Origin of the sequence: Streptomyces sp. NRRL F-5755, from assembly GCF_001279365.1 — a bacterium.
Classification (GTDB): domain Bacteria; phylum Actinomycetota; class Actinomycetes; order Streptomycetales; family Streptomycetaceae; genus Streptomyces; species Streptomyces rimosus.
The window spans coordinates 20,305-43,977 of the sequence record NZ_LGCW01000302.1 but is presented as its reverse complement, the minus strand read 5'-3'; the positions used below and the strand labels follow the sequence as shown (position 1 = coordinate 43,977).

The following is a 23,673-nucleotide window of genomic DNA, read 5'->3' as shown; positions in this document are numbered from 1 at the left end:
GGGTGGACGGGGTGGGGGGCGGTACCGGGGAGCGGGCTCGTGCGGTTGGTGAGAGGGCTCATTCGGGTGCTCGGTCGGAGCGGTATCCGGAGGTGCGGTCGGGATCGTCTCCGGAGACGCGATCGGGACCGCATTCGGAGACGCGGTCGGGACCGTATCCGGACACGCGATCGGGGTCGTCTCCGGACACGCGATCGGAATCGCACCCGGTGCCACACCCGGTGCCGCACTCTGAGCCGCACCCGGAAGCGCACTCGGAACCGCACGTGGAACCAGCCGCGGACCGGCGCCCGGAGGGCCGCCCGTCCGGCGGGCCGCTCCCCGTCGACGGGACGTTCTCACAGGCGGGCGGGGAAGCGCTGGGGGGCGCACCGGGCAGCGTGCCGCGGGACGTACCGGAGGGTGTGTCCGAGGCGCAGGTCCGGTCGGCCGGCGGTTGACCCTGTGGGAAACCCCGTGCTTGACTCCGGAACGTGACGGAGAACGGTTCGCGATTCTGGCGGAGGGTCCATCTGGACCTGGTCCGCTACGCGGGCTGCGTGTGTCGTCCGTCCTGCTGATCCGCATCCATGCCCCCGCGCGCCGCCGCGTTCACCGCTGCCTGCGCGCGTCTCTTCGCGATCACTCAGGACGGTTCCTGTGCCCGATGTACGTACCCCTGCGCGCCCGCGCCCTGCCGCCACCGGCGGCCCCGGTCCCGGCGCCACCGAACTCCTCGACTTCGTCCGCCGTACCGCCGCCGACGCCCCGCTCGTCGCCTCCCTGCCCCTCGACCCCGAAGGCCGTACCTGGGTCCGCCTGGAGGGGCCCGGCGGCAGCGAGGCGTGGCTGATCGGCTGGCCGCCCGGTACGGGTACCGGCTGGCACGACCACGGCGGCTCGCACGGCGCGTTCGCCGCCGCCGCGGGCACGCTGACCGAGCAGTCGCTCGCCGCCCAACTGCCCACCGAGGGCTGGAAGACGCTGGAACTGGCGGACGGTGTGGACCGGCAGCGGACGCTGGCCGGCGGCCGCGGCCGCGCCTTCGGCCCGCACCACGTCCACCAGGTGCTCAACCTCTCCCCCGACGCCCACGCCGTATCGGTGCACGCCTACTACCCGCCGCTGCCGCTGATGCGCCGCTACAGCCGCACCGGCCCGGTCCTGCGCCTCGAAGAGGTCGAGCGCCCGGAGGACTGGCGGTGAGCGCCGTCGACGCGCTCCTGGAGGCGGCGCGCGCCGGGCTCGACCGGGTGACACCGCACCAGGCCGCGGAGATCCAGCGGGACGGCGGGCTCCTGGTGGACATCCGTTACGCGGAGCTGCGCGAACGCGACGGCACCATCCCGGGCGCGCTGATCGTCGAGCGCAACGAACTGGAATGGCGCCTGGACCCCACGGGCGCCCACCGCGCCCCACAAGCCACCGGCCACGATCTGCCGGTCGTGGTCATCTGCAACGAGGGCTACGCGTCGAGCCTCGCGGCCGTGTCCCTGCGCCGGCTCGGCCTATACCGGGCCACCGACCTGGTGGGCGGCTTCCAGGCGTGGCGCGCGGCCGGGCTGCCGGTACGGGGGTGAGCCGGGCTGCCGGTACGGGGTGAGGGGACGGCGGGTCCACCTGGGGCGGGCCCGCCGGTCCCGCTCATTGGCGTATGGCGTCGAACTGCCGCACCACCAGGGGCAGCGCCGCGCGCACCGTCCCGTTGTGATCGAGGTCCCCGACGTCCGTGAGCCGGTTCACGGCCCCGTTGGCGGTCAACTGGCGCCGGCAGTACCGGGCGTTCTCGAAGGCCACGTCCTTGTCGCCCGTGGCGTGGTACAGGTGCACCGGTACGTCCGGGTGCCAGTCGCAGGTGGTGTCCAGCGCGTTCAGCCGCTGCCGCAGCTTCCCCGTGGGGTGACGGACTTTGTCGAGGAATTCCGGGGTGAACAGGTCCTTCGAGGCCGCCGGTAGAGCGGCGGCTATCTCGGACGCCTTGTGGTCACCGTCGAAGAGGGATTCCACCGTCTTGTCGTACGGGGCGCGGAACGCCTGCCCCGGTGTGTCGTACAGGCCGTACAGCCGGTTCCACGCGGTCGCGAAGTACGCCAGGTAGAGCGACGACCGGACCACCTTGTCGTCGGCCGCGGCAGCCTCAAAGGCACTCAGGTTGAAAGGCCCGGCGACCGGGGCGAGCGCCCCCGGACGGAAGTACGGATCGGCCCCCTGCTGAAGGGCCCGCCCGACCATCATGGTGGCGGGCCCACCCTGCGAGAAACCGCTGACCAGGACGTGCCTGCCGAGGGTGCGGCGGTCTTGCCGAGCGAACGCGCGGGCCGCCCGCAGCGCGTCGACCGAGGCGGTGACGGTCGCCCGCGGATCTCCGTACGGATGAGTGCCGGGCCCCACGCCCAGGCCGAGGTAATCCGGCGCGGACACGGCCCGTCCGGTCGAGGCGAAGAGCAGCGCCGCGGCCCGGTCGGTGGACGTGTCGTTCACCGAGGCCACGTCGCCCCGGTACACGGTCGTACCGTGCAGCCAGGACACGGTCTGGAGATCACGCTCACCGTTCTTGGGCATGACGACCAACTGGCTGGCCGTGGTGGGCCGGCCGTCCGCGCCACGGGTGCGGTAGACGATGCGGTGGGCCCGTACGCCGTAACGGACCTGGGCCGCCTCGATACCGGCCTTCTCCAGACGGGCCGCGACCTCCTTCGCATCAAGATCAGCGACGAGGGCGGCGGAAACAACCGAACCGGTGCCCGGGGACCACTCGGGTGCGGCCGGGGAAGAGTGGGAGGCAGCGGACCAGGGGCCGGACACGGCCCCGGTCCCCGCCGCCCGCGCCGTCGTGGCGGCCGTCGCCGGAGCCGCTGCTGTAGCCAGGACGGCCGCGGCGCAGCCCCATGCGAGGGTGGTGGTGCCCGGCAGGATGGACCGGCCGGCGAATCGGTCGAAGATCATGCCTCGCACTCTGCCGCGCGCGACAGGTGCGGCACATTGCGGTCAACCGCCGTATCAGTGGGGGGATTTCCCCAGGGTGGGGGTCCGGTTCTTCCCCGGGTGGGGAGGTTCCGCTTCTTGGCCGGGTGGGGACGTCGCTTCTTGCCCGGGTGGGGGCGTCGCTTGTTTCCGGGTGCAGGCGACGCATTGCATCTCCCGGTGCGGGCGGCTTCGTCACTTCTCCCTGCCTGCCCGCACGCCCGCACGCCCGCACGCCCGCACGCCCGCACGCCCGCACGCCCGCTACAGCTCTACCCCCCTATATCTCTCCCCCTACACCTCCGGCAGCTGATATTCCATTAGCTCCGGATCCTCGCCCTCCTCCTCCAATGCCTGCCGGACCACGCGCAGGGCCAGTCCTTCGGCGTAGCCCTTGCGGGCCAGCATGCCCGCGAGGCGGCGTATGCGCTTTTCCCGGTCCAGGCCGCGGGTGGTCCGGAGTTTGCGGTCGACCAGTTCGCGGGCCGTGCGTTCTTCCTGTTCGGAGTCCAGCTGGCCGAGGGCCTCGTCGACCGTCGACGCGTCGACGCCCTTCGTGCGGAGTTCGCGGGCGAGCGCGCGGCGGGCCAGGCCGCGGCTGTGGTGCCGGGACTCCACCCAGGCGTCGGCGAACTTCGCGTCGTCGATCAGCCCCACCTCCTCGAAGCGGGACAGCACCTCCTGCGCCGCCTCCTCGGGGATGCCCCGCCGGCGCAGGGCGTCCTCCAGCTGCTTGCGTGTGCGCGCGGACCCGGTGAGCAGGCGCAGGCAGATCGCCCGCGCCTGCTCCTCGGGCGTGCGCGGCGGCCCCGCCTCGGCCCTCGACGAGGAGGGACCACCGCTGTCCTTGCGTTTCCCACGGTTCTCGGCTCCGGCGGCAGTGCCGCCGTCCCGGCCGGCGTCGTCACGTCCCCCGTCGTGAACGACGCCGTCACCATGGCCGTAGCCGCGGTCCTCGGGCCATTCCGTTCGCCGCGTCACGATGGACTAGCTCTTGGCCGCTGCGGCCTTGGAGCCCTTGGCACTCTTGGCGGCCGGTGCCGGTACGGACTTGGCCGGGGCCTCCGCGCCGGCCGCCGCACCCGCCGCGTCCGCGCCGGGCTCCGCCGTCAGGTCCTCCGGCTTCACGCCGACGCCCAGCTTCTCCTTGATCTTCTTCTCCACCTCGTTGGCGAGGTCGGGGTTGTCCTTGAGGAAGTTGCGGGCGTTCTCCTTGCCCTGGCCGAGCTGGTCGCCCTCGTAGGTGTACCAGGCGCCCGACTTGCGGATGAAGCCGTGCTCGACGCCCATGTCGATCAGGCCGCCCTCGCGGCTGATGCCCTGGCCGTACAGGATGTCGAACTCGGCCTGCTTGAAGGGCGGGGCGACCTTGTTCTTGACGACCTTGCAGCGGGTACGGTTGCCGACCGCTTCGGTGCCGTCCTTGAGGGTCTCGATACGGCGGATGTCGATGCGCACCGAGGCGTAGAACTTCAGGGCGCGGCCACCGGTCGTGGTCTCCGGCGAGCCGAACATCACGCCGATCTTCTCGCGGAGCTGGTTGATGAAGATCGCGGTGGTCTTGGACTGGTTGAGCGCGCTGGTGATCTTCCGCAGCGCCTGGCTCATCAGACGGGCCTGGAGACCCACGTGGGAGTCGCCCATCTCACCCTCGATCTCGGCCCGGGGCACCAGCGCGGCGACCGAGTCGATCACGATGAGGTCGAGCGCGCCGGAGCGGACCAGCATGTCCACGATCTCCAGGGCCTGCTCGCCGTTGTCCGGCTGGGACAGGATCAGCGCGTCCGTGTCCACGCCCAGCTTCTTGGCGTACTCGGGGTCGAGGGCGTGCTCGGCGTCGATGAAGGCGACGGAGCCGCCGGCCTTCTGCGCGTTCGCCACCGCGTGCAGGGTCAGGGTCGTCTTGCCGGAGGACTCCGGGCCGTAGATCTCCACCACGCGGCCGCGGGGGATACCGCCGACGCCGAGCGCGACGTCCAGTGCGGTCGACCCGGTGGGGATGACCTCGATGGGCTCCTTCGAGCGCTCTCCCATCCGCATCACGGCGCCCTTGCCGAATTGCCGTTCAATCTGTGCGAGCGCGGCGTCCAGCGCCTTCTCGCGGTCAGTGCCTGCCATGGCTTCCACCCGGTTTGCTTGAGTCGATCGCTTCACGTCCATGACGCTAACGCCTGCCACTGACAATGCGCCCGGACCCGGCTCCGGCCTGTGGATAACTCCCGGGAACTCGGGCAGAAACACGGGTCGGACGTCTCATAAGAATAGATGTTCGATTTTGGTGTCAAGCGCACCACGCGCGACCCACCGCCCTATCCTTCGGGACATGCCCCTCCCGCCCGCCGCCGCACGGCGGCGCCCGTCCCCGCGCGCCGTGCACCTCGCCGCGGGACTCGGCGCCGTCCTGTTCATGGCGGTGGGCACCGTCCTGAACAGCCGCGGCCACGGGGAGCCGCTGCCCCGCACCCTCCTCGGCTGGGCGCTCACCGCCACCGGCTGCGCGGCCCTCCTGTGGCGCCGCCGGCGCCCCGTACCGGTCGCCGCCCTGGTCCTGCTGTGCACCGCCGTCTACTTCGCCGTCAGCGCCTACGACCTGCCGCTCCTGCTCCTGGCCTACGCGGTCGCGCTCTACACGGTCGCCGCCGAGGGCCGCCTCGTCCCGGCCGTCGTCCTCGCCGCCGTGACGATGCTGGCGGTCGCGTACGGCGAGGACGCGGGGCCCGGGCAGCGGCACGTCGACGACGCCTCGATGTTCCTGCTGGCGGGCTGGTTCGTCGGGCTGATCGCGGTCGGCCACGCGCAGCGCACCCGCCAGGCGTACCTGAAGGAGGTCGAGCGGCGGGTGCTGGCGGCCGAGCGCGAGAAGGAGGTGCGGGCCCGGCAGTCGGCGACCGAGGAGCGGCTGCGCATCGCCAGGGAGCTGCACGACGTGCTCGGCCACGACCTCTCGATGATCAACGTGCAGGCGAGCGCCGCCGTGCACCGCCACGCCAAGCGCCCCCGGGACGCCGGGGAACTGCTGCCCGCCCTGGAGGCGATCCGGGACTGCAGCAAGGACGCCTTGCGCGAACTGCGCGCCACCCTCGGGGTGCTGCGTCAGGTGGACGGCCCGGAGGAGGGCGCGCCCGTCGCGCCGGCGGGCGGGCTGGAGCGGATCGGGGAGCTGGCCGAGCGGGCCCGTGCGGCCGGGCTCGACGTCCGTACGGAGACCGAGGGCACCGTGCGGGACGTGCCCCCGCAGGTCTCGCTCGCCGCCTACCGGATCGCGCAGGAGTCCCTGACCAACGTCGCCCGGCACGCCGGGGCCCGCACCGCCGTCGTCACCGTCGCGTACGACGAGGCCGGGATACGGGTGCGCGTCGAGGACGACGGCCGCGGCGCGCCTCCCGGCGGCGCGGCGGGCAGCGGTATCGACGGCATGAAGGAGCGGGCCCGTGCGCTCGGCGGCGAACTGACCGCCACCGGTACGAGCACCGGCTTCCGCGTCACGGCCCGCCTGCCCACCGGCATGCCGGACACCGGCACATCCGGCACCGGCGCATCCAACACCAGTACATCCGGCACCGGCGCACCGCACGCCGCGGACACCTCGCACTCCGAAAGCGCACCAGGCACCGGAAGCCCGCCGCCCCGTCCCCCGGCGCGCCACGGGGCGGCACCGGCACGCCCCCGCCCGCGCGCCCCGACGGCAGAGGGAGCCGTACATGATCCGCGTCGTACTGGCCGACGACCAGAACCTGGTGCGGGCGGGGTTCCGTTCCATCCTCGACGATGAGGACGACATCCAGGTCGTCGGGGAGGCCGCCGACGGTGAGCGGGCCGTCGCGCTCGCCCGCGACCTGCGCCCGGACGTGGTCCTGATGGACATCCGTATGCCCGCCCCGGACGGCCTGGAGGCCACCCGCCGCATCGTCGCCGACACCGGTTCGGCGGGCGTGCGGGTCGTCATCCTGACCACCTTCGACGTGGACGACTACGTGTACGGGGCGCTGCGCGCCGGTGCCTCCGGGTTCCTCGTCAAGGACACCGAGCCGATGGAACTGCTGCACGCCGTCCGGGTCGTGGCGCGCGGTGACGCCCTGATCGCGCCCGCGGTGACCCGGCGGCTGATCGCGGAGTTCGCGCGGCGCGCCGAGCGGCCCGGCCCGAGCCCCCGGCTGAACGCCCTGACCGCGCGCGAACGCGAGGTGCTGGGCCTGGTCGGCGCGGGCCTGTCCAACGACGAGATCGCCCGGCGGCTGGTGCTGAGCCCGGCCACCGCCAAGACGCACGTCAGCCGGACCATGACCAAGCTCGGCGTGCGGGACCGGGCGCAGCTGGTGATCGTCGCTTACGAGACGGGGCTGATCACCCCGGGCCGGCCGGCCTGAGGAAAGCGGGCCCCGTCCTGCCGTACAGAACGCGTCCCGGCAGTGGCCCCTTCACCGTCCCTGAGAGCCACCCTGAGGCGCGCCTCAGGGCCCTCTCCGGCCCGCAACTCCGGTGGTACGCCCACGCGGTCACCCGCAACTCCTGAGGTACGCGCACTGTCATCGTCCGGCCGACGCCCGGCGCCCGGCCTTGCGCACAGAGTGCGGTGGTGCAGCCGCTCCGCCCGGCCCGCGCCCCATGACGCGCGTCGGCGAGTGGCGGCACTCCAGGCCCTCGGGCGCTCTCACTGATGACGCGGAGACCAGCATGACCAGCGCGCCTTCCACCGACCGGACCACCGGCCGCCCGCCCGGCCGAAGCAGCCCCTTCGAGCGGCTGGCCGCCTTCTCGTACCGGCGGCGCTGGTGGGCGCTGGCCCTGTGGGCGGCCGTCGTCGTCGCCGTCACGGTGCTCTCCAACGCCCTCGGCGCCGACTACCGCAACGACTTCGCCCTGCCCGGCACCGAATCGCAGGCCGCGCAGGAGCTTCTGGAGAAGAGCGGTTCGGCGCAGGCAGGCGACAGCCTGCAGATCGTCCTGAAGGCCCCGAAGGAGCGCGGCGGGGTACGCGCGGGCGCGGTCCGCGAGCGGGTGGAGCCGATGCTCTCCAAGGTCGCGGAGCTGCCGGGCGTCTCTCAGGTGCGCAGCCCGTACGAGGACGCGGCGGCGGTCTCCGAGGACGGGACCGTCGCGTACGCCACGGTCACCCTCGACGGCACCGCGCAGACCGTGCCCAAGGGGGACGTACGGCGGATCGTCGACGCCGCCGAGGCCGTCACGGCGGGCGGCAGCGGGATCGAGGCCGCGGTGGGCGGTTCGGCGGCGCGCAAGGCCGAGGAGGGCGGCGGCGGTGCGGCCGAGGGCGCGGGGCTCCTGGGCGCCCTGGTGATCCTCGTCCTGCTCTTCGGGTCCGTGGTGGCCGCCGGTCTGCCCGTGGTGACCGCGCTGTTCGCGGTCGGCGGCTCGGTCGGGCTGATCGCGCTGGTGTCCCACCTGGCCGACGTCGCCGACTTCACCCCGCCGATCATGATGCTGGTCGGCCTCGGCGTCGGCATCGACTACGCGCTGCTGATCTTCTCCCGCTACCGGGGCGAGCTGCTGCGCGGCGCGGCGCCCGGACAGGCCGCCCGCGCGGCCCTGGACGCCGCCGGACGCACCGTCTTCTTCGCCGGCTGCACGGTCATCATCGCGCTGATGGGGCTGGTGGCCCTGGGGCTCGGCGCGCTCCAGGGGGTGGCGCTCGCGGTCGCGCTGACCGTCCTGGTGACGATGCTGGCCTCGCTCACGCTGCTGCCCGCGCTGCTCGGGATCCTCGGCGCGCGCATCCGGCGCCATGTCACGGCGCGGGCGGCCCGGCGGACCGCGCGCAACCGGCCGCCGGAAGGGGCACGGTGGGGCCGCTGGGCCGACGCCGTGCAGCGGCGTCCGTGGGCCGCGCTGCTGGTCGCGGTTGTCGCGCTCGGGGCGCTGGCCGCGCCGGCGCTGGACCTCCGGCTCGGCTTCGCGGACGCCGGGAACGACGCTCCGACGCAGCACAGCCGCCGGGCGTACGACCTCCTGGCGGAGGGGTTCGGTCCCGGCTTCAACGGCCCGCTGGCCGTCGTCTCGGAGGGTGGCGCCGACGCCGCGGCCACTCTCCGGCGCGCCCTGGACGCCACCCCGGGCATCGCCGCGACAACCGCACCGATACCGGCGGGCCCGTCCGCCCCGTCGTCCGGAGGCCCGGCGGTCTCGACCGTGCTGGCCTTCCCGACGAGCGCGCCTCAGGACCGCGCCACCTCCGATCTGGTGAAACGTCTCCGTACCGACGTACTGCCGCCCCTGGAGGAGACCACCGGGGGCCGCTATCTGGTGGGCGGGCCGACGGCCGCCACCGAGGACTTCGCGGACACCGTCGCCGCCCGGATGCCGCTGTTCGTCGCCATCGTCGTGGGGCTGTCCGCGCTGCTCCTGCTGGCCGTCTTCCGCTCCGTGCTGATCCCAGTGAAGGCGGCCCTGCTCAACCTCGTGAGCATCGGTGCGGCGCTCGGCGCGGTCACCCTGGTCTTCCAAGACGGCTGGTTCGGTGTGCAGCCGGGGCCCGTCGAGGCGTTCATCCCGGTCATGATCTTCGCGATCGTCTTCGGGCTCTCGATGGACTACGAGGTGTTCCTGCTCTCCCGGGTGCACGAGGAGTGGATACGCACCGGCGACCCCACCGTGTCCGTACGCGCCGGACTGGCCGCCACCGGCAAGGTCATCACGGCCGCCGCGGCCATCATGATCGTGGTCTTCGCGGCCTTCGTGCTCAGCCCGGACCGGATGCTGCGGCAGTTCGGGCTCGGCCTGGCGGTGGCGATCCTGCTGGACGCGGTGGTGATCCGCTGTCTGATCGTGCCCGCGGTGCTGCGGCTGCTGGGCCGCCGTGCGTGGTGGCTCCCGGCGCCGCTGGCCCGGCTGCTGCCGAAGGTGACGCTGGAGGGGCGGTGAGGCGCGGGGATAGGGATGGCAGGGGGCGGGCAGGCCGGAGCGCGGCCGGAGGTGGAGCCGTCGGCCGGGTGGTCCGGCTCCGCCCCGCTGCCTCACTCGCCCTTGCCGCCCGTGCCCCGCTCACCCCCGTCCGTACCGTCTCCGCCCCGGCCACCGGCGCCCCCGCCGTCCCCGCCCCGGCCACCGGCATCCCCGCCGTCCCCGTCCCCGCGCCCTTCCAGCGGCGCGGCGGGCGGGTCGTCGTGCAGGGAGCGGCGCAGCCGGTGCAGGGCCGAGGAGGCGCGCCGGCGCCGGCCGCCGCCCCGTACCCGTACGTCGTCCGTGACCTCGTACCGCTTCACGTACGCGCCGAGGAACGCCTGGAGCGTCGCGGTCGCCGGGATGGCGATCAGCGCGCCGACCGCGCCCATCAGCGCCGTACCGGCGATCACCGAGCCGAAGGCGACGGCCGGGTGGATGTCCACGGTCTTGGCCGTGATGCGCGGCTGGAGCAGGTAGTTCTCGAACTGCTGGTAGACCACGACGAAACCGAAGACCCACAGCGCGTACCAGGGGTTGACGGTGAAGGCGAGCAGGATCGGCAGCGCGCCCGCGAGATAGGTGCCGATGGTCGGGATGAACTGGGAGACCAGCCCCACCCACATGCCGAGCGCGGGCGCGTACGGCACGCCCAGGATCTCCAGCAGGACGTAGTGCGCGATGCCCGAGATGAGCGCCATCAGGCCGCGCGAGTACAGATAGCCGCCGGTCTTGGCGACCGCGATCTCCCAGGCGCGCAGCACCTCGGCCTGCCGGGACGGCGGCAGGACCGAGCACAGGGCGCGGCGCAGCCGGGGGCCGTCGGCGGCGAAGTAGAAGGAGAACAGCGCCACCGTCAGCAGGTTGAACAGGCTGCCCAGGACGGTCGCGGAGACGGCGAGGACATTGTTGGCGCTGTCCTGGACGTACTTCTGCAGCCAGTCCGATTTCAGCAGGTTGTTCTGCACCTCGACCCGTGAGAGGTGGCTGTGGAAGGTGCTGTTGATCCAGCTGATCACCGAGTCCAGATACTGCGGGAACTCCTGCACCATGGTGGCGATCTGGCCCGCGAGCATCGACCCGAGGAGCGCGAAGAACCCCGCGGTCCCGACGAGTATGCCGAGGAAGACCAGGGCGGTCGCGGCCCCGCGCCGCATGCCCCGGGCCGCCATCCAGTCCACGGCCGGCTCGACGGCCAGGGCGAGGAAGAAGGCGATGAGCACGTTCAGCAGCAGCGAGATGAGCTGGTGGAACGCCCAGCTGGCGAGCTGGAAACAGGCCACGAGGGCGAGCGCCAGCACCATGGCGCGGGGCAGCCACCGCGGCATCCGCGCGGCCGGGCCGTCGGGTCGTGGGGCATCGTGGCTGGTGGGGTTCTCGGTCGCTGGCACGGCCCAAGTGTCGCGCACGGGTCTGACAACTCCCGCCCTGCCCCGCGCGGCACGGCTGTTCGCCCCCGCCCGTGCCCTCCGCTCGGCCCCCTCACGGCCCCGTCGGCCCGGATCAGCGCTTGTCGTACGGGACGTCCATCGTCGCGCAGACCACCCGCCAGACGTCCTTCGCCTCCCAGCCCGCGGCCAGCGCCTCGTGGACGGTCCGCCCGCCGAGCCCGGACATCACATGATCACGTGCGAAGGAGTCGGCGTAGGACGCACCGAAGTGCTCCGCCATCCGCTGCCAGAAGACCGTCAACCGCATACCTCCAGTATCCCGCCCCTGAGAGTGCAGCCGTGTCCGCGCCGGTGCCGGGCCGCCGGTTCGGCCCTACCGTCGGGCCATGGCGGAAAACGGAGCACCACAGCCGACCTCACTGGCGCGTGCCGAGCGCTTCATCTGGCTCACTGCCCGGGTGCTCGAACAGCGCCGCTTCGCGTACCACTTCCTGGGCGGGAGCGCGGACGGCGTGGAGGCCGCGCTCGCCGCGTACGCCAATCCGGACGGTGGTTACGGGCACGCCCTGGAGCCCGATCTGCGCGGGCCGGTCAGCCAGCCGCTGCACACCGCGCACGCCCTGTATGTCCTCGACCGCATCGGGCGCTGCTGCGGACAGCGGGCCGAACGGATCTGCCGCTATCTGACCGAGGTGTCCACCGTGCAGGGCGCGCTGCCCGCGCTGCACCCCTCGTTGCGCGGCTATCCGGCGGCCCCCTGGCTGCCGGTGCTCGACGACCCGCCGAGCGCTCTCCTGGCCACCGGGCCCGTCGTGGGGCTGCTGCACCGTAACGAGGTGTGGCACGCCTGGCTGTTCCGGGCCACGGACTTCTGCTGGCAGGCGGTGGAGTCCCTGGAGAGGACCCATCCGTACGAGGTCGAGGCGGCGCTCGCGTTCCTGGAGGGCGCGCAGGACCGGCCGCGCGCCGAGGCTGCCGCGCAGCGCCTCGGTTCTCTGGTGCGCGCGCAGCGGCTGGTCCTCCTGGAGCCGGATCAGGCGTCCCGTACACCGGCACCGGCCGGATACGCGCCCGGGGAGCACCACTTCGCGTACGACTACGCGGCAGCGCCGTGCTCGCTCGCCCGCCGCTGGTTCACGGATGCCGAGACGGACCGGGCGCTGGACCACCTCGCCGCCCTCCAGCGGGAGGACGGCGGCTGGCCCGTGAACTGGCGTGCGTGGGCCCCGGGCACCGCTCTGGAGGGCCGGCCGATCGTGACGGTCAAGGCGCTGCTGACGCTGCGCGCCTACGGGCGCCTCTCCGCCCGGCAGTGACCGCTGCCAGAGACCTGAGTACGTTTTCCGCCCTCACCCGCCCAGCGCCCGTACGCCCGCTGTCACCGCCACCGCGACCGCCACGACCAGCAGGAACGGCGCGCGCAGCAGCAGGGCGACCACCGCCGCGCCGACGCCCGCCACCCTGGCGTCCAGGAGCAGGTGGTGTCCGTCGCTGAAGGTCTCCTGCGCGGTGAGCGCGGCCAGCAGGGCCACCGGCAGCAGGGCCGCGAGGCGCCGGACGAGCGGCCGTTCCAGGGCGCCCGCGGGCACCAGGAGGCCGAGGTACTTCACCAGGTAGCAGCCGACGGCGGTGACGCCGATCGCGATCCAGACGTTCATCGTGCACCCGCCTCTCGTGTGCCGTTCTCCGTCTCCGTGGTGCTCGATGCGTCGCCGGTATGTGTGCCGGTACGTGTACGGACCCGGCGGCCGTCCGCCCAGAGGACGGCCGGTGCGGCCAGCGCCGCCACGAGCACCGGTGCGCCCGCGGGCAGCAGCGGCAGCGTGACCAGGAGGAGGACGGCCCCGAGTCCCGCCGTGGCCCGTTCCGCCGTCGTCTTGAGCATGGGGCCGAGCAGCGCCACGAAGACCGCGGGGCCCGCCGCGTCCAGCCCCCATGCCTCCGTGTCCCCCAGGGCCTCGGCCCCCAGGGCTCCGGCGAGGGTGGTGAGGTTCCACAGGGCGTACAGGCTGAGTCCGGTGACCGTGAAGCCGAGGCGCGCGCTGCGCCGGTCGGGCTGGGCCAGGGTGACGGCCGAAGTCTCGTCGATGACCCAGTGGGCGGCGAACGGTTTGACCGCCGCCCGGTATCCGAGGAGGCCGGAAAGGCGCAGCCCGTAGAAGGCGTTGCGGGTGCCGAGGAAGAACGCCCCGGCCGCCGCGGTGAACGGGTTGCCGCCCGCGGCCAGCGCGCCGACCAGCGCGAACTGCGAGGCGCCGGTGAAGACCAGCAGGCTCAGCGCACACGCCTGGAGCACCGTGAGCCCCGCGCCGGAGGCGGTCACCCCGAAGGCGAAGCCGGAGAGCCCGACGGCGACCCCGACGCCGAGCGCGTCCCGGACGACCGCGGAACGGGGCGGGGTTCCGGCGGGATGCACCGGCGGCGCCTGGCTCGGTATGTGTGCCGCACGCTGGGTCGGCTCCGCCGGCGGTATCAGCCGATCGGGTCCTGTCTGTCCTGATGGCCGGGTCGTTTCCGGCCGGTCTGATGGCCGGGTCGCTTCCGGCTGTTCCGTTTGCTGTGCCACGTTCGGGACCTTAGGAAGGCCCCTCCTCCGCGGTCTTGTACGTTCTTGCGCCGCCCGCCCGCTCGCGCCGGTACGCACCCGGCGGCACGCCCACGATGCGGGTGAAGTGCCGGTTCAGGTGCGGCTGGTCGGTGAAGCCGACGGCGACAGCGGCCTCGGCGGGCGCCGTACCGGCGTCCAGCAACCGGCGGGCACGGCGTACGCGGGCGTCGGTGAGCCAGGCGTGCGGCGGCATGCCGTACGCGTTCTTGAAGGCGCGCAGCAGGGCGAACGGGCTGGTGCCCAGTTCCTGTGCCAGCTGTTCCAGGGACGGCGGCGACGTGAGGCGGGTTTCCAGGAGGGCTCTGGCGCGTTCGGCGGTGCGTGTCCCTGCCGCGGCGGGGGTGCGGGCCGGGAGCGGGCCGCCGTGGCGCCGCAGCAGCCGGGCGATCACGACGCGCAGCAGGCTGTCGGCGGCCAGCGCGTTGCCCTCCTCGGCCGCGCGGTGCACGCCGTTGACGAGGCGTACGGCCTCCGGGTCGGCAGCGAAGGCATCGGTGAACCCGGCGGTGCCGGTCAGGCCGGTCGTCTCGGCGGCGATGTCGGCGACGAGCTGCGGTGAGGGGTAGAGCGTGGAGTACGTCCACCCCTCCGGCGCACCGGCCTGCGCGGTGTGCGGCACCTCGGGGTTGATCATGACGATGCCACCGTCCCCGGCGTCCACGGCGCCGTCCGGCAGCCCGATCCGCTCGACTCCTCCGGTCACGGCGCCCAGGACGTAGCCCTCGTGGGAGTGGCGGGGAAAGGTGTGCCGTACGTAGCGGGCGCGCAGCAGATCCAGGCCGGGCAGCTCGGCGTACTGCCAGTGCCGGGCCCACTCGCCGCTCTTCCGGGCCGAGCGGGCCGCCGCCGGGGCCCCGTCGGCCCGGGCATCCGCGTCCTGCGCCATCGCGCCGTCCGGGCCGCCCGCGTCCCCCGTCCCGCTGCCGATCATGGCGTCATTGTGCTCCGGCGCGGCCCGCGGCCGCCCGGGTGTCCGGGTCGTGGACGGCGCGGGACACCGACATCACCGCAGGTGAAGGACGGGTCACCGTCGATTGTCAGTGGTCCGTTGCACGATGGGGGACATGGCCAAGGCAGCGCTCGACTCGTTCTCCCCCGCGACCCGCGACTGGTTCACGGGGGCGTTCCGCGCACCCACCGCCGCGCAGGAGGGCGCCTGGCGGGCCATCGGCGCGGGGTCGGACGTGCTGGTGGTCGCGCCGACCGGCTCCGGCAAGACCCTGGCCGCCTTCCTCGCCTCGCTCGACCGGCTCGCGAGCGTCCCGCCGCCCGCCGAGCCCAAGAAGCGCTGCCGGGTGCTGTACGTCTCCCCGCTGAAGGCCCTCGCCGTCGACGTCGAGCGCAACCTGCGCAGCCCGCTCACCGGCATCCGCCAGGAATCCGTCCGCCAGGGGCTGCCCGAACCGGACATCCGGGTGGGCATCCGCTCCGGCGACACCCCGGCCGCCGAGCGCCGCGCGATCGCCACCCGGCCGCCGGACATCCTCATCACCACCCCCGAGTCGCTGTTCCTCATGCTGACCTCCTCGGCCCGGGAGGCCCTCGAAGGCGTCGAGACGGTGATCGTGGACGAGGTGCACGCCGTCGCCGGCACGAAGCGCGGCGCCCACCTCGCGCTCTCCCTGGAGCGGCTGGACCACCTGCTGGAGCGCCCGGCCCGGCGTATCGGCCTGTCGGCGACGGTGCGCCCGGTGGAGGAGGTCGCCCGGTATCTGTCGCCGCAGCGCCGGGTGGAGATCGTCCAGCCGCCGTCCGGCAAGGAGTTCGACCTGTCGGTCGTGGTCCCCGTGGAGGACCTGGGCGAGCTGGGCGGCTCCCCCGTCCAGGAGGGCGACACCGGGGAGAAGCCCTCCATCTGGCCGCATGTCGAGGAGAAGATCGCCGACCTGGTGCAGGCGCACCGCTCGACGATCGTCTTCGCCAACTCCCGCCGCCTCGCCGAACGCCTGTGCAACCGGCTGAACGAGATCGCGTACGAACGCGCCACCGGCGAAGCGCTGCCCGAGGACCACTCCCCCGCCGAGCTGATGGCCGAGTCCGGCGCCGCCAAGGGGGCGCCCGCGCTGCTGGCCCGCGCGCACCACGGCTCGGTGTCCAAGGAGCAGCGCGCCCAGGTGGAGGAGGACCTGAAGGCGGGCCGGCTGCCGGCCGTGGTCGCCACGTCCAGCCTGGAGCTGGGTATCGACATGGGCGCGGTCGACCTGGTCGTGCAGGTCGAGTCCCCGCCGTCGGTCGCCTCCGGTCTCCAGCGGGTCGGCCGCGCGGGCCACCAGGTCGGCGCGGTGTCCCGGGGCGTGGTCTTCCCCAAGTACCGCGGCGACCTCGTGCAGGCCGCGGTCGTCACGGAGCGGATGCGCGCCGGCTCCATCGAGTCGCTGCGCGTCCCGGCCAACCCCCTGGACGTACTGGCCCAGCAGCTGGTCGCGATGGTGTCGATGGACACCTGGGACGTGACGGAGCTGCTGGCCCTGGTCCGCCGCTGCGCCTCCTTCGCGTCGCTGCCCGAGTCCGCGTTCAACGGCGTACTGGACATGCTCGCGGGCCGCTATCCGTCCGACGCCTTCGCCGAGCTGCGCCCCCGTGTCGTATGGGACCGCGTGGCGCAGACGGTCACCGGCCGCCCGGGCGCGCAGCGGCTGGCCGTCACCTCCGGCGGCACGATCCCCGACCGCGGCCTCTTCGGTGTCTTCCTGGCCGGTGCGGACCCCAAGAAGGGCGGTGGCCGGGTCGGAGAGCTGGACGAGGAGATGGTCTACGAGTCCCGCGTCGGCGATGTCTTCACGCTCGGTACGACCTCCTGGCGTATCGAGGACATCACCCGCGACCGGGTGCTGGTGTCCCCCGCGCCCGGCGTGCCCGGCCGGCTGCCCTTCTGGAAGGGCGACCAGCTCGGCCGCCCCCTCGAACTGGGCCGCGCGCTGGGCGCGTTCCTCCGCGAGATCGGCTCGCTCGACCAGGAGGCCGCCCGCGCGCGGCTGTCCGCCGCCGGCCTCGACGACTGGGCGACGGGCAACGTCCTCGCGTATCTCGCCGAGCAGCGGCAGAGCTGCGGCCATGTGCCGGACGACCGCACGATCGTGGTCGAGCGTTTCCGCGACGAGCTGGGCGACTGGCGGGTGGTGGTGCACTCCCCGTTCGGCGCACAGGTGCACGCCCCCTGGGCGCTGGCCCTCGGCGCCCGCCTCGCCGAGCGCTACGGCATGGACGCGCAGGTCATGCACGCCGACGACGGCATCGTGCTGCGCCTGCCGGACGCCGACCTGATGGGCCTGGACCTGCTCGACAGCGACACCGGCGACTTCGACCCGGCGGCCCGCGGCATGGAGTACGACCCCGAGCAGTCCCCGGTGGGCGCCGCCGACGTGGTCTTCGACAAGGGCGAGGTCGACCAGGTCGTCACGGACCAGGTGGGCGGCTCGGCCCTGTTCGCCTCCCGGTTCCGCGAGTGCGCGGCCCGCGCTCTGCTGCTGCCCCGCCGCAACCCCGGCAAGCGCACGCCCCTGTGGCAGCAGCGCCAGCGCGCCTCCCAGCTCCTCCAGGTGGCGGGCGAGTTCGGGTCGTTCCCGATCGTGCTGGAGGCTGTCCGCGAATGCCTCCAGGACGTCTTCGACGTACCGGGCCTGGCGGAGCTGATGGGCGACATCGAGGCCCGCCGGGTCCGCCTGGTCGAGGTCACCACCCCCGAGCCGTCCCCGTTCGCCCGCTCCCTGCTGTTCGGTTATGTGGCCCAGTTCCTGTACGAGGGCGACTCCCCCCTCGCCGAGCGCCGGGCCGCCGCCCTGTCCCTGGACTCCCGGCTGCTGGCCGAGCTGCTCGGCCAGGCCGAACTGCGCGAACTCCTCGACGCCGACGTCCTGGCCGAGCTGGAGAGCGAGCTGCAGTGGCTGACCGAGGACCGCCGGGTCAAGGACGCCGAGGGCGTGGCCGACCTGCTGCGGATGCTCGGCCCGCTCACCGACGCGGAGTTGTCCGAGCGCGGCGCCGATCCCGCATGGGTACGGGAGCTGGCGGCCGCCCGCCGGGCCATCACCGTCCGCATCGCGGGCCAGGACCACTGGGCCGCCATCGAGGACGCGGGCCGGCTGCGCGACGCCCTCGGCACGGCCCTGCCGGTCGGCGTCCCCGAATCCTTCACCGAGCCCGTCAAGGACCCCCTCGGCGACCTCCTGTCCCGCTACGCCCGTACGCACGGCCCGTTCACCTCCGACCAGGCCGCCGCCCGCTTCGGCCTCGGCACGGCCGTAACGGACGGCGCGTTGCAACGGCTGACCTCAGCAGGCCGCGTAGTCCAGGGCGAGTTCCGCCCACCCGTCGCCCACCACCGCCCTTCCCCGGAAGCGCTGCGCGCTGCCCCTTCTCTCGGGATCGGCCAGGAATGGTGCGACGCCCAAGTCCTCCGCCGCCTGCGCCGCCGCTCCCTGGCCGCGCTCCGGCACGAGCTGGAGCCCGTGCCGCCCGCCGCCCTGGCGTCCTTCCTCCCGCAGTGGCAGCAAGTCGGGCCGCTCGTCACCAAGGCGCCGTACGGAGCGGGGGCCAAGCGCGGTGGGTCGTACGGCCTGCGCGGCATCGACGGCCTGGTCCGCGCCGTCGAGCAGTTGCAGGGCGCTGCCGTGCCCGCCTCCGCCCTGGAGAAGCTGGTGCTGCCCTCCCGAGTCGGCGACTACGCCCCGGCGCTCCTGGACGAGCTGACCTCCACCGGCGAAGTGCTGTGGGCCGGCGCGGGCGCGCTCCCCGGCAAGGACGGCTGGATCTCCCTCTACCTCGCCGACACCGCCCCGCTGCTCCTGCCGCCACCGCACCCGCTGGAGCTGTCCCCCCTGCACCACTCGATCCTCCAGGCCCTCGCCCCCGGTTACGGCCTCTTCTTCCGCCAGCTGGCCGACCAGGTCCGCGCCACCACCCACCCCGAGTGCACGGACCCCCAACTGGCCGACGCCCTGTGGGACCTGGCCTGGTCCGGCCGCCTCACCAACGACACCCTCGCCCCGCTCCGGTCCCTCCTCGGCTCGGGCCGTACGTCCGGTTCCACCGCCCACCGGGCCAAGCGCGCGGTCCCCCGCGGCCGGTACGGCTCCCTGACCGCGGCCACCGGCCGCACCGGCCGTCCCACCGCCTCCCGCTCCGGGCCGCCGACCGTCGCCGGCCGCTGGTCCCTACTGCCCGCCCACGAACCTGAACCCACCCACCGCGCCCACGCCCTGGCACGCACACTCCTGGACCGGCACGGCGTCGTCACCCGCGGCGCCGTCGCCGCCGAGGGTGTCGAGGGCGGCTTCTCGGCCGCGTACCGCGTCCTGGCCGCCTTCGAGGAGACCGGCCAGGCCCGGCGCGGCTATGTGGTCGAGGGGCTGGGCGCCGCGCAGTTCGCCATGGACGGCGCGGTCGACCGGCTCCGCGCCGTCAACACCAGCCGCGAGCGCGTCGCCGACGAGTACGCCCAGGACGGCCCCGGGGACCGCCGTTCCACCGGGCCGCAGCGGGCGCTGGTGCTGGCCGCCGCCGACCCGGCGAACGCGTACGGAGCCGCCCTGTCCTGGCCCGAGCCGCCGGACGGCTCGACGCACAAGCCGGGCCGCAAGGCGGGCTCCCTCGTCGTCCTCGTCGACGGCGAACTGGCGCTGTACATGGAGCGCGGCGGCAAGACCCTGCTGGCCTGGGCGCAGTCCGGCGAAGCGGGCGCGCCCGACAGCGGCTCCCCCGCCGGTACGCGCCTGCGGCTCGCCCTCGAAGCCCTCGGCGACGCCGCGCGGGCGGGCGCCCTCGGCACGATCACCGTGGAGCGCGTCAACGGCGCCGCGGCCCTCACCTCCCCGTTCGCCCCCGCTCTGGAGGCGGCCGGGTTCCATCCCACTCCGAGGGGGTTCCGTCTGCGTCCTTGAGGTGCGGCCGACCGGCGGGCCTCCGCCCGCCCCCGGCACAATGGCCCCATGCCCGAAGGCGACACCATTTGGCGCACCGCCCGCCGCCTGCACGAGGCGCTGGCCGGCAAGCAGCTGACCCGATCCGACCTGCGCGTGCCGAAGCTCGCCACCACCGATCTGTCCGGCCGTACGGTCCTGGAGGTGGTCCCGCGCGGCAAGCACCTCCTCACCCGCGTCGAGGGCGGCCTGACCCTCCACTCGCACCTGCGCATGGACGGCGCCTGGATGATCTACGCCCCGGCCGAGCGCTGGCGAGGCGGCCCCGGCCACCAGATCCGCGCGGTCCTCGCCACCGCCGACCGCACCGCCGTCGGCTACCGGCTGCCCGTACTGGAACTCCTGCGCACCGCCGACGAGGGCGACGCCGTGGGACACCTGGGCCCGGACCTGCTGGGCCCGGACTGGGACGCGGACGAGGCGCTGCGGCGCCTGCTCGCCGACCCCGCCCGTCCGCTCGGCGAGGCGCTGCTCGACCAGCGGAACCTGGCCGGTATCGGCAACGTCTTCAAGTGCGAGCTGTGCTTCCTGCTGCGGGCGTCCCCTTGGCTGCCCATCGGCCGGCTGCCCGCTCCGGAGCGTGCGACCACCCTCGCGAAGAAGCTCCTGGAGGCCAACAAGGACCGGCTCGCCCGCGTCACGACACCAAGTGCCCGCCCGGACCGCCGCCAGTGGGTCTACGGGCGCGGGGGCCGCCCGTGCTTCCGCTGCGGCACGCCGATCCGTACGGGAGAACAAGGCCCGGCCACCCAGGAGCGCGTCACCTACTGGTGCCCCACGTGCCAGCCGGAGGACGCGGACGCACCGTCATCCCCTGAGCCAACCGGGTGACCCCGCCCCACCGTCACCTACGCCGAAGCCGCCCGAGCCTGGCCCGCCGCCCGGCCCCGGCGACCGACTCCCGCAGCAGGCCCCGAACGCGTCCGGCCCCCCAACCGCCCCGACCCCCCTTGCCGCCACCGCTCCGCCCCGGCTCCGTCCATGGCACGCAGTGCACCGGCAACAGGCTCAGCCCCCAGCCCCCCGCCGCCACCGCCCCTTCGACGATCCCCGCCGTGCCCGGCCACAGCGTCAGCCTCAGCACGGCCCAGCACCACAGCCCCCCGGCCGCGGCCCCGGTCACCAGCCGGACCGGAGATATGCCGAACCGGGCGAAGACGTCGTGCCTGGCCATGGCTGCCTCCTCCGGTCGACGCTAGACGGGCGCGGCCGTCCAGTGGGAGGGCGCACCGGGGCACAACCGGCGCGAACGGATCGACGGAGCCGTACGTCCGGCCCCGTACCGACCGGCCTCGGTCTTCCCCGCCGATCCCGGTCTTCCCGGTATTTTCGCGCGGCGCCGTCCGCCCCGCATCCAGACGACCCCGCGACCGCCCCGTGCCCGGCCGCCCACCGTCCACGTGCCGGTCCGGCCCCGGCCGAGCACCGCGCCGCTCGCACACCAGCTCGCCCCCGCAGCTCCCCGGCCCGTCGCCCCGCGTCTCCTACGCTGCACTGAGTGATCACCGCCCGTCGGCGGCCACCGCCCCAGACGCACCGAACGGAGACCTCCGTGAGCGCCGATACCCCCGCCCGCGAGCTGCGCATCGGCACCCGTACGAGCCCCATGGCGCTCGCCCAGACCGCCCACGTCACCCGGCTGCTGCACGCACTCGACCCACGGCTGCGCGTCGTGACCGTCCCGGTCCAGAGCGAGGCCGGCCTGTGGCACGGCGATCTGTCCGGCACCGGCGGCAAGGGCCTGTTCGTCAAGGCGCTGGACGCATGGCTGCAGAGCGGTGACATCGACCTCGCGCTGCACTGCCTCAAGGACGTACCCGGCGACGTGCCGCTCCGCGAGGGGCTGGTCGTCGTCGCGCATCTGGAGCGCGCCGACGTCCGGGACGCGCTGGTCGTGCCCGAACACTCCGGGGTGCGCCGCCTCGACGACCTCCCGCATGGCGCCCGGGTCGGCACCGCGTCCGTTCGCCGCCGGGCCCAGCTCCTGCGGATCCGCCCGGACCTGCGGATCGTGCCCGTACGCGGTGCCGTCGGCACCCGCCTGGACCTCCTGGACGGCGGGCGGGAGGCGCAGGTCGAGCTGGACGCGCTGGTTCTGGCCAGTGCCGGGCTGGCCAGGCTGGGCCTGACGCACCGGGCACGGCAGGTCTTCGAGACGGGCGAGCTGCTGCCGGCCGTCGGCGCCGGCGTCCTGTCCCTGGAGTGCCGCCGCCACGACACCGCCGTCGCCGCGCTGTTGGAACAGCTCAACCACGAGCGGACGCTCACGGAGGCGACCGCCGAGCGGGTCATGCTCCAGGGGCTGCGCGGCCACTGCAACAGTCCCATCGCGGGGTACTGCGTCACCGGGCCCGGCGGGCAGCTCTCCCTGCGCGGCATGGTCTTCTCCCCGGACGGCACCGCGTTCGCGCAGGTGCACCTGCGCAGCGACGCGCCGCATGATCCGGCCGCGCTCGGCGCGCACGCCGCGACCGAACTTCTCAGCCAGGGCGCCCGGGCGCTGATCGACACCGGGGCTCCTCTTTGATGCGCGCGCCTTCCGCGCCCTGAGCGTCTTGAGTACGCCGCACGCAATTCCCGCGCATTCCCCGGCGCCGCGCAAACGCCAACCACCGCGGAATCACCGGCAAATGGCGGCCGAGCCAACCGCGGGACGCCAACCCGACCCCGGCACAGAAGCGCTCCGCCCACAGGCGTACGCTCCCGATCATGGAGGGGCGTGAAGCGCTTCGGCGCCGCATTCGTATCTGGTTGGTTGTTTTCATCGTCGGTCTCGTGCTGAGCGGACTGACGGCTTTTCCGCTCGTCACCGAACTCCGGTGGGCCGATGAACTGCTGCGGTCCGGCGCGTCGCCGGTCGCCGACCGGCTGCCGGGGCTGGTGGAGTGGATCGGCAGGGCCAGGGAGGGGCTGGAGGCCACCGACGCGAAGTATCCGTTCGTGCTCTACGGAACCGACTGGCTGGCGTTCGCGCATCTGGTCATCGCGGTGGCGTTCTACGGACCGTTCCGGGACCCGGTGCGCAATATCTGGGTCATCGACTTCGGCATGATCGCGTGCGCGGGAATCATTCCGCTGGCCCTCATCTGCGGCCCGATACGCGGAATTCCCTTCTACTGGCAGCTGATCGACATGTCGTTCGGTGTCTTCGGTGTCATTCCGCTGCTGGTGGTGCGCCGTATGATCAAACGGCTGGAGGCGTACGAACTCGCGGCCTGAACGGATGAGTTACCGATTTCACAGCTGAATGCCGAAACGACGGACGTCCTCTCCCCGGCACCCCGGGAAGAGGACGTCCATGCGTCGGACCTGCCGTACGCCACCGGTCAGCCGGCCTGGCTGCTGTCCTTGTGGCTGCCCCAGCCGTGCCAGCGGTCGATCTCGATCCAGGCGCTGACCCGGCCGCGGTCGCGCTGCGGATAGGGGTTGCCGAGGTAGTGGTGGGCCAGCCGGTCGATGTCGGACAGGTCCTTGTCGTCGCGGAATTCGGTGACGCGCCCGATGATGCTGATGTGGGTGTACCAGCTGTCCTCGTCGAGGACGGTGAGCGTCACCCGGGGGTCGTTGCGCAGGTGCTGCAGGCGCTTACGGCCCTCGTCCATGTTGACCAGCACGCGGCCGTCGTCCCAGAGGTACCAGGTCGCCGTGGAGACGGGCTGCCCGTCCGACCGCAGGGTCGTGATGACCGACGGGTTGGCCTTCTCCAGCATCGCGACCGCCTCGCGCGGCAGCGGGGGTTTCGACATAGCGGACACTCCTCCATACGTTGCTGATGCGTCGTTCGTTTCCCCCAACATGATCGTCCGCCCCCGCCTTCCCGGAGCACAGACACGCCACCCCGACGCGCCTGCCGCACGGGGCGGACGGCGGCGCCCCGGTCACCCGGGTACCCGGCCGCGGGGCGCTCCGCACGGTGCGG

Annotated in this window: 20 protein-coding genes; 11 read left to right on the top strand and 9 right to left on the bottom strand. The window is 73.5% G+C overall.

The features are described 5' to 3' along the window. The first annotated feature begins 473 nt into the window (after nucleotides 1-473). The 3 genes from ADK86_RS45540 (at nucleotide 474) to ADK86_RS34045 (ending at nucleotide 1,559) form a co-directional block, all read left to right on the top strand. Nucleotides 474-560 carry a putative leader peptide gene (locus tag ADK86_RS45540; protein WP_324607239.1) on the top strand — a complete coding sequence of 29 codons (87 nt, stop codon included), beginning with the start codon at nucleotides 474-476 and terminating at the stop codon, nucleotides 558-560. 79 nt (nucleotides 561-639) lie between these two features. Beyond that, a complete protein-coding gene (locus tag ADK86_RS34050) occupies nucleotides 640-1,185 on the top strand; it encodes a cysteine dioxygenase (RefSeq protein ID WP_053700086.1) in 546 nt (181 codons plus the stop codon). Beyond that, nucleotides 1,182-1,559 (top strand): rhodanese-like domain-containing protein, encoded by a 378-nt coding sequence (locus tag ADK86_RS34045; RefSeq protein WP_053700085.1) that lies wholly within the window; start codon nucleotides 1,182-1,184, stop codon nucleotides 1,557-1,559. The genes ADK86_RS34050 and ADK86_RS34045 overlap by 4 nt, the downstream gene beginning before the upstream one ends. Nucleotides 1,560-1,623: 64 nt before the next feature. Here the strand turns inward: ADK86_RS34045 and ADK86_RS34040 are convergent, their stop codons facing one another. The 3 genes from ADK86_RS34040 to recA all read right to left on the bottom strand — a co-directional run bounded on the left by ADK86_RS34040 (nucleotide 1,624) and on the right by recA (nucleotide 5,061). After that, entirely contained in the window at nucleotides 1,624-2,784 is a 1,161-nt protein-coding gene (locus ADK86_RS34040) for a hypothetical protein (protein WP_053700091.1), read from the bottom strand. A 453-nt stretch (nucleotides 2,785-3,237) separates the two neighbouring features. Continuing rightward, nucleotides 3,238-3,924: a recombination regulator RecX gene (recX, locus tag ADK86_RS34035; RefSeq protein WP_053700084.1), complete on the bottom strand. Its 687-nt coding sequence runs from the start codon at nucleotides 3,922-3,924 to the stop codon at nucleotides 3,238-3,240. A gap of 6 nt (nucleotides 3,925-3,930) precedes the next feature. Continuing rightward, nucleotides 3,931-5,061, bottom strand: a complete 1,131-nt coding sequence (gene recA, locus ADK86_RS34030) for a recombinase RecA (RefSeq protein ID WP_030601762.1) — start codon at nucleotides 5,059-5,061, stop codon at nucleotides 3,931-3,933. A 205-nt stretch (nucleotides 5,062-5,266) separates the two neighbouring features. Between recA and ADK86_RS34025 the strand changes: the two genes are divergently transcribed. From ADK86_RS34025 to ADK86_RS34015, 3 genes are all read left to right on the top strand, one after another. Beyond that, complete coding sequence (locus tag ADK86_RS34025) at nucleotides 5,267-6,715, top strand: sensor histidine kinase (RefSeq protein WP_063789150.1); 1,449 nt, start codon at nucleotides 5,267-5,269, stop codon at nucleotides 6,713-6,715. After that, nucleotides 6,645-7,310 (top strand): response regulator, encoded by a 666-nt coding sequence (locus tag ADK86_RS34020; protein WP_053700083.1) that lies wholly within the window; start codon nucleotides 6,645-6,647, stop codon nucleotides 7,308-7,310. Before ADK86_RS34025 ends, ADK86_RS34020 begins: the two co-directional genes overlap by 71 nt. A gap of 307 nt (nucleotides 7,311-7,617) precedes the next feature. Continuing rightward, nucleotides 7,618-9,819, top strand: a complete 2,202-nt coding sequence (locus tag ADK86_RS34015) for an MMPL family transporter (RefSeq protein WP_053700082.1) — start codon at nucleotides 7,618-7,620, stop codon at nucleotides 9,817-9,819. A gap of 92 nt (nucleotides 9,820-9,911) precedes the next feature. Here the strand turns inward: ADK86_RS34015 and ADK86_RS34010 are convergent, their stop codons facing one another. Together ADK86_RS34010 and ADK86_RS34005 are read right to left on the bottom strand one after the other, a co-directional pair. Continuing rightward, nucleotides 9,912-11,165 carry an AI-2E family transporter gene (locus tag ADK86_RS34010; RefSeq protein ID WP_053700081.1) on the bottom strand — a complete coding sequence of 418 codons (1,254 nt, stop codon included), beginning with the start codon at nucleotides 11,163-11,165 and terminating at the stop codon, nucleotides 9,912-9,914. 175 nt (nucleotides 11,166-11,340) lie between these two features. Beyond that, a complete protein-coding gene (locus ADK86_RS34005; RefSeq protein ID WP_030601754.1) occupies nucleotides 11,341-11,535 on the bottom strand; it encodes a DUF3046 domain-containing protein in 195 nt (64 codons plus the stop codon). 79 nt (nucleotides 11,536-11,614) lie between these two features. On the opposite strand from ADK86_RS34005, the gene ADK86_RS34000 reads away from it, so the two are divergent. Continuing rightward, entirely contained in the window at nucleotides 11,615-12,544 is a 930-nt protein-coding gene (locus ADK86_RS34000) for a hypothetical protein (RefSeq protein ID WP_053700080.1), read from the top strand. A 33-nt stretch (nucleotides 12,545-12,577) separates the two neighbouring features. Here ADK86_RS34000 and ADK86_RS33995 read toward each other — a convergent pair whose 3' ends face one another. The 3 genes from ADK86_RS33995 to ADK86_RS33985 form a co-directional block, all read right to left on the bottom strand. Beyond that, a complete protein-coding gene (locus ADK86_RS33995) occupies nucleotides 12,578-12,886 on the bottom strand; it encodes an AzlD domain-containing protein (RefSeq protein ID WP_053700079.1) in 309 nt (102 codons plus the stop codon). Then, nucleotides 12,883-13,644 (bottom strand): AzlC family ABC transporter permease, encoded by a 762-nt coding sequence (locus ADK86_RS33990; RefSeq protein ID WP_053700078.1) that lies wholly within the window; start codon nucleotides 13,642-13,644, stop codon nucleotides 12,883-12,885. Before ADK86_RS33990 ends, ADK86_RS33995 begins: the two co-directional genes overlap by 4 nt. A gap of 160 nt (nucleotides 13,645-13,804) precedes the next feature. Beyond that, a complete protein-coding gene (locus ADK86_RS33985; protein WP_053700090.1) occupies nucleotides 13,805-14,722 on the bottom strand; it encodes an AraC family transcriptional regulator in 918 nt (305 codons plus the stop codon). A 178-nt stretch (nucleotides 14,723-14,900) separates the two neighbouring features. On the opposite strand from ADK86_RS33985, the gene ADK86_RS33980 reads away from it, so the two are divergent. The 4 genes from ADK86_RS33980 to ADK86_RS33960 all read left to right on the top strand — a co-directional run bounded on the left by ADK86_RS33980 (nucleotide 14,901) and on the right by ADK86_RS33960 (nucleotide 22,973). Then, complete coding sequence (locus ADK86_RS33980) at nucleotides 14,901-19,715, top strand: ATP-dependent helicase (protein ID WP_053700089.1); 4,815 nt, start codon at nucleotides 14,901-14,903, stop codon at nucleotides 19,713-19,715. Nucleotides 19,716-19,763: 48 nt separating this feature from the next. Next, the gene (locus ADK86_RS33975; RefSeq protein WP_053700077.1) at nucleotides 19,764-20,585 is read left to right on the top strand and encodes an Fpg/Nei family DNA glycosylase; all 822 of its coding nucleotides are present in this window, start codon (nucleotides 19,764-19,766) and stop codon (nucleotides 20,583-20,585) included. A gap of 721 nt (nucleotides 20,586-21,306) precedes the next feature. Then, entirely contained in the window at nucleotides 21,307-22,281 is a 975-nt protein-coding gene (hemC, locus tag ADK86_RS33965) for a hydroxymethylbilane synthase (protein WP_053700076.1), read from the top strand. A 182-nt stretch (nucleotides 22,282-22,463) separates the two neighbouring features. After that, nucleotides 22,464-22,973 (top strand): hypothetical protein, encoded by a 510-nt coding sequence (locus ADK86_RS33960; RefSeq protein WP_078575682.1) that lies wholly within the window; start codon nucleotides 22,464-22,466, stop codon nucleotides 22,971-22,973. Nucleotides 22,974-23,080: 107 nt separating this feature from the next. Here ADK86_RS33960 and ADK86_RS33955 read toward each other — a convergent pair whose 3' ends face one another. After that, nucleotides 23,081-23,500: a PPOX class F420-dependent oxidoreductase gene (locus tag ADK86_RS33955; protein ID WP_053700075.1), complete on the bottom strand. Its 420-nt coding sequence runs from the start codon at nucleotides 23,498-23,500 to the stop codon at nucleotides 23,081-23,083. Nucleotides 23,501-23,673 lie beyond the last annotated feature (173 nt).

What these genes read in the sequence shown, in the direction of transcription:
- ADK86_RS34020 (WP_053700083.1), top strand. Translation starts at nt 6,645, where the DNA reads ATGATCCGCGTCGTACTGGCCGACGACCAGAACCTGGTGCGGGCGGGG.
- ADK86_RS33980 (WP_053700089.1), top strand. Translation starts at nt 14,901, where the DNA reads ATGGCCAAGGCAGCGCTCGACTCGTTCTCCCCCGCGACCCGCGACTGG.
- ADK86_RS34010 (WP_053700081.1), bottom strand. Translation starts at nt 11,165, where the DNA reads ATGCCGCGGTGGCTGCCCCGCGCCATGGTGCTGGCGCTCGCCCTCGTG.
- ADK86_RS34015 (WP_053700082.1), top strand. Translation starts at nt 7,618, where the DNA reads ATGACCAGCGCGCCTTCCACCGACCGGACCACCGGCCGCCCGCCCGGC.
- ADK86_RS34000 (WP_053700080.1), top strand. Translation starts at nt 11,615, where the DNA reads ATGGCGGAAAACGGAGCACCACAGCCGACCTCACTGGCGCGTGCCGAG.
- recA (WP_030601762.1), bottom strand. Translation starts at nt 5,061, where the DNA reads ATGGCAGGCACTGACCGCGAGAAGGCGCTGGACGCCGCGCTCGCACAG.
- ADK86_RS33955 (WP_053700075.1), bottom strand. Translation starts at nt 23,500, where the DNA reads ATGTCGAAACCCCCGCTGCCGCGCGAGGCGGTCGCGATGCTGGAGAAG.
- ADK86_RS33985 (WP_053700090.1), bottom strand. Translation starts at nt 14,722, where the DNA reads ATGGCGCAGGACGCGGATGCCCGGGCCGACGGGGCCCCGGCGGCGGCC.
- ADK86_RS34005 (WP_030601754.1), bottom strand. Translation starts at nt 11,535, where the DNA reads ATGCGGTTGACGGTCTTCTGGCAGCGGATGGCGGAGCACTTCGGTGCG.
- ADK86_RS34025 (WP_063789150.1), top strand. Translation starts at nt 5,267, where the DNA reads ATGCCCCTCCCGCCCGCCGCCGCACGGCGGCGCCCGTCCCCGCGCGCC.
- ADK86_RS33960 (WP_078575682.1), top strand. Translation starts at nt 22,464, where the DNA reads ATGGAGGGGCGTGAAGCGCTTCGGCGCCGCATTCGTATCTGGTTGGTT.
- ADK86_RS33995 (WP_053700079.1), bottom strand. Translation starts at nt 12,886, where the DNA reads ATGAACGTCTGGATCGCGATCGGCGTCACCGCCGTCGGCTGCTACCTG.
- ADK86_RS33975 (WP_053700077.1), top strand. Translation starts at nt 19,764, where the DNA reads ATGCCCGAAGGCGACACCATTTGGCGCACCGCCCGCCGCCTGCACGAG.